Origin of the sequence: Prosthecobacter sp. (genome assembly GCF_044236155.1) — a bacterium.
Taxonomy (GTDB): Bacteria; Verrucomicrobiota; Verrucomicrobiia; order Verrucomicrobiales; family Verrucomicrobiaceae; genus Prosthecobacter.
Window position 1 is genome coordinate 1 of record NZ_JBIIHA010000056.1, and the last position, 7,087, is coordinate 7,087.

Consider the following 7,087-nt stretch of genomic DNA (forward strand, 5'->3'; position numbering starts at 1 on the left):
AGGTCGTGGCGAGCCACACCTACGACGTCGTTGAGTTCCGTCAATGAGCGCTCCTGAAGGCCCACATCAAGTCCAAGCCTGAATCACTGTTTTTTTACCAGCCCCCACCCCCCCTAAGTCAAAGCAGGAAGCCCAATACCGAAAACCAGATTGACCGCCGTTCGATGCTCAAGACCACCCTGGCAGCCGCCACAGGCAGCGTTTTCAGCATCGGCGCCTCCTCCTCCGCCCGAGCCAACAGCGTCCTGAAGATCGACAGTCAGTTCGTTGGGGCCATTGATGGCGCGATCGTCCCGCGCTGGCAGGACCCGTGCCCCATCTTTCAGCCCTGCTCTCCTCTGAGTGAGGGCACCATTCCTGCCGAATACGAAGGCAAGGCGGTCGGTGAAGTTCTCCACGGTGTGGCTCCTGAGTATCACACCCCGCCAAACACTTACCCCACCGGATGGAACTTGGACAAAAATGGAGAGCCCTATCCAACGCAGTTTTATCTGATGGATGCGGTACAGGCCAATGTCACCCGTCTGCCTCAATCCATGGGCCTGCAAACCCCCATGTGGCTCTATGAGGCCATCGGCCCCAACGGCACCAAGTCCCTGCAGCCTCAGTTCCGCTTTCATATCGGCCAGCCGGCGGTGGTGCGCTTCCGCAACAAGCTGCCAGAAGAGCTCAGCATTCACATGCACGGCGGTCACTGGCCCAGCCACTCGGACGGCCATGCCTCCTTCTTCACTCACCCCGGTGAGGCGCGTGACTACTACTACCCGAACGTGCTTCCACGCCTCCCCGGCACGGACAAGCCTGACATCTCGGAGGCTCCCTCCTCAATGTGGTTCCATGACCACGCAGCGGACATGACTGCGGTGCATGTGGCCAGAGGCCTACGCGGCACAGCCCCCTGCCATGATGATCTGGAGCGTGGCCTCCTGGCCTCCGGCGTTTTGCCAGGTCTGGGCGTGGATTCCGACTTCGCGGCCAAGCCAGGCGTTGCGGGCTTCCCGAACCCTTATGACATCTGGTTGGCCGTTGGAGATGCGGTTTTCCATCCCACCGGTGCTATCTGGTATGACTCCAACAACCACAACGGCTACCTCGGCAATGTCGAGACCGTCAATGGCAAGGCTTATCCCTTCATGGAAGTCGAAGCCCGCAAATACCGCTTCCGTATCCACGGTGCCTCCACCGCGCGTCACCGCCGCTACCGCCTGAGCAACAACTCCAGCTTCCTGCGCATCGCCAACGACGCCTGGCTGTTCCCCAAACCCCAGGTGGTGCAGGCTTTCTGCCTCTCTCCCGGCAAACGTGCGGACGTCGTCATCGACTTCTCCAAGTTCCGCCCCGGCACCGTCATCTATCTGGAAAACATCCTGCCGCAGGAAAATGAGCGCGGCCCCGATGGTGAGCTGGATGATGCCGAAAACCCGGTCTTCACTGGCACGCCTGCCTTCAAGCATCAACTGCTGAAGTTTATCGTCACGGCTCCCAAGAAGCGTAACTCCCGAGGTCTCGAAGATCCGAACGGACGCATCTATCCGAATGCAACCATCACGGAAAATTCCAGCCTGCGTCCGCATGATGTGATCCATGATCATGAGATCGTCGCACGCCGCACTCTCAACTTTGAGCGCAAAAACGGTCAGTGGGCCATCAACGGTGCCTTTTACGACGAGCGCATCGCCAACGTCTGCCCAACTCTGGGCACGGCCGAGGAATGGACCATCACCAACGGTAGCGGTGGCTGGTGGCACCCGGTGCACGTCCATCTGGAGTCCCATCAACAGGTGAAAAACCTCAGCACCGGCAAGGCTCCCTGGTATCACAACTCCTTCAAGCAGGACCTCACCATGCTGGGTGGCGGTAGCTCCTTCACCATCCGCCAACGGTTCCGTACCTTCAAAGGTCCCTTCGTCTTCCACTGCCACACCAACGAGCATGAGGACCTGGAGATGATGTTCCAAGTGGATCCCCGCGCCGTCGGCTCTCGGCGTCCACAGCGCGTGCAGCAGTTCTTCCCGTGATCACCAGCTCTCATTCTGCCCCCCCAAAGACTTACATGAGATCCTGTTCACGATTCTTTAACCGCGCGCGTCTCGCGGCGGGGCTGATGGGCCTGATCATGGCCTATCAGCACCACGCCCACGCAGCCCCCCCCGCCTGCCCCGTGCCGGCGGAGGAAGGCTGGCGGATGATGCGCCGCGGCTTTGCCGAGCGGTTCAACGACGTCACGCTCACCAACCACCTCGGGGAGAAGGTCCAGTTCTTCGCCGATCTGGTCAAGGACCGCGCCGTCGTGCTGAACTTCTTCTACACCAACTGTGAGAAGACCTGCCCGGACACCAACATCAAGATCGCCCGCCTGCGGCGTGATCTGCAGCCCGCTTTTGGCCGCAGCCTGCGCTTCATCTCCATCTCCGTGGATCCGGAGCGTGACACGCCGGCGGTGCTGGCACGTTACGGCCGCATGGTGGTGGCGGAGGCGGATAATCCAGACATGCCTGACTGGCAGCTCCTGACCGGCAGTGCCGAGGACATCCTCAGCATCCGGCGGCAGCTTGGTGTGGTGGAACCCGATGCGAGCAAGGACCGCGACCCCAGCCAGCACAGCTCGATGTTCATCGTCGGCAATGATGGTACCGGCCGCTGGGGCTTTGCAAATGCAAGCCTGGATGTGGAACTGCTGAACATGCGCATCAAGCGCCTGGCCGGCTGGACCCAATCCGTGCGGTATGGAGACATCCAGCACGACTACGCGGCCTTGATGCCCGGTGTCCAAGAAGGTCCCAAAAGCGAGGAAAAACCCGCCCCGCAGCCTGCTGCCAACCTCCCGGTGAAAGGACAGGTGAAGGGCGAATTCCTCGCGCTGGAGCGCCACGGCCTGCCTGTGCGCTTCGCGGATCTGAAGGGAAAGATTTCCGTGTTCAGCCACCTCTACACCGTCTGCCCGCACGGCTCGAAGGCTGTCCTGCAGGCCATGAGGGCGCTGAATGAGGAGTTTGGCTCCAGGAAGGACTTCCACCAGGTGAGCTTTGCGCTGGCCTCCACGCGTGAGACACCGTCCTTCTTCAAATCCTATGCGGAAAGCCTCTCCGTGGACGATTCCGCGCCATGGTGGTTCACCAGTCTCGAGCAGCCCGTTCTGGAAAAGTTCGTGACCACCGAGCTTGGCCTTAAAGCGCCACGGCCCATCCCGGCGGAGGAGCGGCTGAACCCGCTCGACCAGTATGAGAACGATCTGCGTCTCGTCCTCGTGGACCAGAAAGGCCGCGTGCGCGGGCATTACCAGGTCTTCCACCCGGATCCCGGTGTGAGCCAGACCGCTGCCCGCTCCCTGCGCGAGGATGTGCGCAGCCTCCTCCAGTCCCACCCCACCGCCGCCGCTTCCCTCAAACCCACCTCACCTAATCCATGAAACGCATTCTCTTCGGTCTTACCGCCCTCTTGGGCAGCCAGTCAGCCCCCCATGCTGCGGAAGCCCCCAAACCATACCAATACGAAGGCCGCATCGCCGGTGTCGTCTGCTCTGCCTGTGCCGCCAGTGTCAAAGAAGCCCTGATGGGCCTCGAAGGGGTGAAGGACGTGCGCATCACCGTCACTCAAGATGGCTCCGCTCCGCGTCTCGAAATCACCTCCACCTCACCGCACCTCACGCGTGAGGCTGCCATGAAGGCGCTCGGCAGCGCCGCGGCCGATTACCACGTGCAGAGCCTCCAAAAAGTCCCCGCCAAATAACACTTCTCACTCTTTCAAAACCTAACACCAGCATACAATCCCGTGAAAAAATCCATCCTCTCCTTCATCCTCGGAGCCACGCTCCTGAGCGCCACGGCCCACGGCCAGACCAGCCTCGGCTACCACATCTTTGACTATGGCGCTGATCAGCCCCTGGGAAGTTCTGTCAACATCTTCGGCGGTGCGCTGACCATCAGCGGTCGCGTGAACCTCGAGGACTATTATACCGGCGCAGGCTCCCTCACCAACGGCACCGCCGGCACGCTATACTACCAGCATGACCCCGCCTTCGTGGCAGGCGGCATCGGAACCTCCGTGCTAGGCATTCGCGGTGACTTTGGCCAGATCAGCGAACTCACATTCGACTTCAATGGCGGCAGCGCACGCTTCGACAGCATCAACCTTGTGCTCAACGGACTGAATTTCGGCCCGAGTCTGTACAACATCCCGGCCACTCCGGGATACAATCTGGACGAGGACGATCCCATGCTGTGGTTCAACACCAACCTGGGCGTCCTCACGTTCAACGAGGAGCAGATCAAAGCCTCCACGTTCTTTGAACTTGATCCCGCGATCTATGGCGCTGCCGCCGCCGAGTCCGGCCGCATCGACTTCGCCAATCTTCTGCAAAATGGCGGTTTCGCCATAGATACCTCCGTTACCAGCTTCGGCCTTCGCGAGACCAACGGCATGACCTACCTCTCGGATGTCTGGGTGGACAACTTCACCGCAGCGCCGGTACCGGAGCCCGGCTCCGCCCTCCTGCTCGGGGCATCAGCTTTTCTCGCTCTGCGCCGCCGTCGCTCTTCCCGCAAATCATCCTGCTTGGCTGTTGGATGACCACGGACAGGGGCGGCCGCCGGGTGGCGCCGCCCCTGTCTGACACCTCGATCATCACCCGCCCCCGGTTGAGTCTTTTTTCTTTCCTTTCATGAGAACCCAGTGCCTGCTTTTATTTTTTTTTTTCCTGGTCATCGCCGGCAGTTCCTGCTTCGCTCAGGTGCCCGTGCCTTTGGTCGGCTATGTGGAAGGACCGATTCGAGAACTCACCTACAATCTGGACGGTTCCGCCACGATGTTGGTCCAGAACACCACCGTGAGTGTTCCCGCGACGCTTGCAGTTCAGTCACCGACCACAACATTGACCGTCCGGCAACTATGCTTGCGAAACAGGCTGCCGGGACGTGTTGAGCCCGGATTTTTGGGAGGCACCGCTTTGATCAATGGCGTGGTGGACCCTCAAACCTTCGTATTCACAGCCACGGCCGTTACTGTGGAGCCTTCAGAGAACGTGGTGATCGGAGCGATCACATCGGTCTCGCCGCTCCAGATTCAAGGCACCGAACTGGCCATTCTGACCGATCCGCGGATCACCACTCAAGTGCACAACATCTACGGCTTTCCCGTGCGCATGGAAAACCTGGCGGTCGGCCAGCCGGCTTCGGCCGAGGGTTACTTCGCCGCCAACAAGCTGCAATGCTACGTCATCGAACTGGAGCCTGACGCGCCGCTCGTCACGGACGTCCACCAGATCAACATCCTGCGCGCACAGAGCCGTGAACGCGCTCCCAACAACAACCGTGGGGATGAGGTGGATATGCGCGGCTTCTATTACACCCAGGACGGTGTGCTGCCCCTCATCCAGGTGTTCCGGGATGATGGCGGTGTGCTGACCAGCCTGGGCTTCGCCACCCTGGTCCCGGACGCTGTGCACCCCAAGTTTGGCGTCTGGGACTTTCGAATCATCACTCCGCCGACCCTGGACCCAGTCCTAGGAACAGCGCCTGTCAGGCTCCATGCGGTTCTGACGGGCACAAACGGCGCAACGGCGTCTGCTGACATCGCCCCCGACCTCCGCTGACTGCTCCCGTCAGTTCAGGCATGCCAGATTCATTTCTCCACTCGCAACCATGGCCCAAGTCCAGCTTGCCAGGAACCATTCAAGAACCTGCCACCCTGCCTTCGCCGCAGCGCTCTTTCCGTTGTTCATCTCCCACTCAGTAGAGCCACGGAGTGATCTGCCGGCCGAGGATCGCCCAGCAGGCGGTGCCGGCGTCTCTGCGGATGCACCAGTCCTTGATGCCTATGCCGGGTTCTGGACACGTTCTTTGTTCACCACCCACTCACACGAAGCGCCGATGCCGGTGGCATCCATGGAGTCCCCGGGCTGGGCGGCAGACTTCGAGCTCTCCGGCTGGACGAGGGTGGACGGTGCCCTGACTGTCTATCTCACACGCCGCAGCAGTGGAACCACACTCACGCTGCAGGAAAGCGAACCAGAGACACCGGACACTCCGCAACTGGTCACCTTAGCCGGTGAGGACACCATCCTGGACGGCAAGGTCCAGATCCGCATGAACGGCGCCAGCGCATGGATCGCCCTGAACACTGCCGCCAGTGCGAACGTTGCCCCGGTTAAAAAGCCATTGGATGCCTTTCGTGCCCCGGCACAAGTCCAAGACGGTGAGGAACCTTTGCCGCCAACCACAATCGATTCCCGTGCTGCCCGCTTGAACGGCCCTGTTCTTCTCGACGCATCTGCCACCTACGAATCCATCCTCGCCCGGCCGCAGGAGCCTGCTCCGACGGCGGTCGAACGCCTGCGTGAGCGGCGCGAGAAACTCATTCGCGACTTTCCACGACGTCCCCAGCCATGAACACACTGCTCGCACCGCACCTTGTTCCCAAGACAAATGTCATCCCTAGCATCTGCCCGGACATGGCGCCCCAGGGGGCTCGCCGCTGCTGGAGATTGCCTTCCACCATACCTCTGGGCACAGGCGTTTTGCGCTCTCTTGCCGTGTTTCTGCTCTTCAGCCTCGAGGCGCGATGCAGCAGTCCTCGGGAAGGGGATCAGCCTTTGCCTCAGTTCTAAAGCTGGGAGGCCTCGTCATGAGGCCGACCCCGCTCACCAATGTTCCTCAACCGCGCTTATCACAATAACTGTTCCAACAAAAATAGCCCAACAAAATAAACACCATCAAACTCAATGAAAAAGACCCCCTACATCATCATCGCTGCTACTGCCCTCGTAGGAGCTGAAGCATCCCTCGCCAACGCAGAAGGACCTCATATCGAAGTCCGCCGGGCCATTAAGATCAAGAATCTTCGCCGTGGCGCTGACGATGCCGTGACCGCGACGCCCGACATCCGCCAGGGCCGTGGCGCTGACGATGTGGTGACTGCGACGCCCGACATCCGCCAGGGCCGTGGCGCTGACGATGCCGTGACCGCGACGCCCGACATCCGCCAGGGCCGTGGCACTGACGATGCAGTGACCGCGACGGCTGACATCCGCCAGGGCCGTGGCGCTGACGTTGCGGTGACCGCGACGCCCGACATCCGCCAGGGCGGTGGC

General features: G+C 61.0%; 6 protein-coding genes and 1 pseudogene. All 7 read left to right on the forward strand.

Going from position 1 to position 7,087, the window contains the following annotated elements; genetic code table 11:
• Nucleotides 1–164 precede the first annotated feature (164 nt).
• Nucleotides 165–2,018: a multicopper oxidase family protein gene (locus tag ACILSE_RS22505; protein WP_395719694.1), complete on the forward strand. Its 1,854-nt coding sequence runs from the start codon at nt 165–167 to the stop codon at nt 2,016–2,018.
• 35 nt (nt 2,019–2,053) lie between these two features.
• On the forward strand, nt 2,054–3,409 hold the full coding sequence (locus tag ACILSE_RS22510; protein ID WP_395719695.1) for an SCO family protein: 1,356 nt from the start codon (nt 2,054–2,056) through the stop codon (nt 3,407–3,409).
• On the forward strand, nt 3,406–3,729 hold the full coding sequence (locus tag ACILSE_RS22515; RefSeq protein ID WP_395719696.1) for a heavy-metal-associated domain-containing protein: 324 nt from the start codon (nt 3,406–3,408) through the stop codon (nt 3,727–3,729). Before ACILSE_RS22510 ends, ACILSE_RS22515 begins: the two co-directional genes overlap by 4 nt.
• Nucleotides 3,730–3,771: 42 nt before the next feature.
• Complete coding sequence (locus ACILSE_RS22520) at nt 3,772–4,569, forward strand: PEP-CTERM sorting domain-containing protein (protein WP_395719697.1); 798 nt, start codon at nt 3,772–3,774, stop codon at nt 4,567–4,569.
• A gap of 91 nt (nt 4,570–4,660) precedes the next feature.
• A complete protein-coding gene (locus tag ACILSE_RS22525) occupies nt 4,661–5,590 on the forward strand; it encodes a hypothetical protein (RefSeq protein ID WP_395719698.1) in 930 nt (309 codons plus the stop codon).
• A gap of 49 nt (nt 5,591–5,639) precedes the next feature.
• Entirely contained in the window at nt 5,640–6,386 is a 747-nt protein-coding gene (locus ACILSE_RS22530; protein WP_395719699.1) for a hypothetical protein, read from the forward strand.
• A 332-nt stretch (nt 6,387–6,718) separates the two neighbouring features.
• Nucleotides 6,719–7,087 (forward strand): annotated as a pseudogene (locus ACILSE_RS22535) (hypothetical protein); the annotation flags it as partial.

What these genes read in the sequence shown, in the direction of transcription:
- ACILSE_RS22515 (WP_395719696.1), top strand. Translation starts at nt 3,406, where the DNA reads ATGAAACGCATTCTCTTCGGTCTTACCGCCCTCTTGGGCAGCCAGTCA.
- ACILSE_RS22530 (WP_395719699.1), top strand. Translation starts at nt 5,640, where the DNA reads ATGGCCCAAGTCCAGCTTGCCAGGAACCATTCAAGAACCTGCCACCCT.
- ACILSE_RS22505 (WP_395719694.1), top strand. Translation starts at nt 165, where the DNA reads ATGCTCAAGACCACCCTGGCAGCCGCCACAGGCAGCGTTTTCAGCATC.
- ACILSE_RS22510 (WP_395719695.1), top strand. Translation starts at nt 2,054, where the DNA reads ATGAGATCCTGTTCACGATTCTTTAACCGCGCGCGTCTCGCGGCGGGG.
- ACILSE_RS22525 (WP_395719698.1), top strand. Translation starts at nt 4,661, where the DNA reads ATGAGAACCCAGTGCCTGCTTTTATTTTTTTTTTTCCTGGTCATCGCC.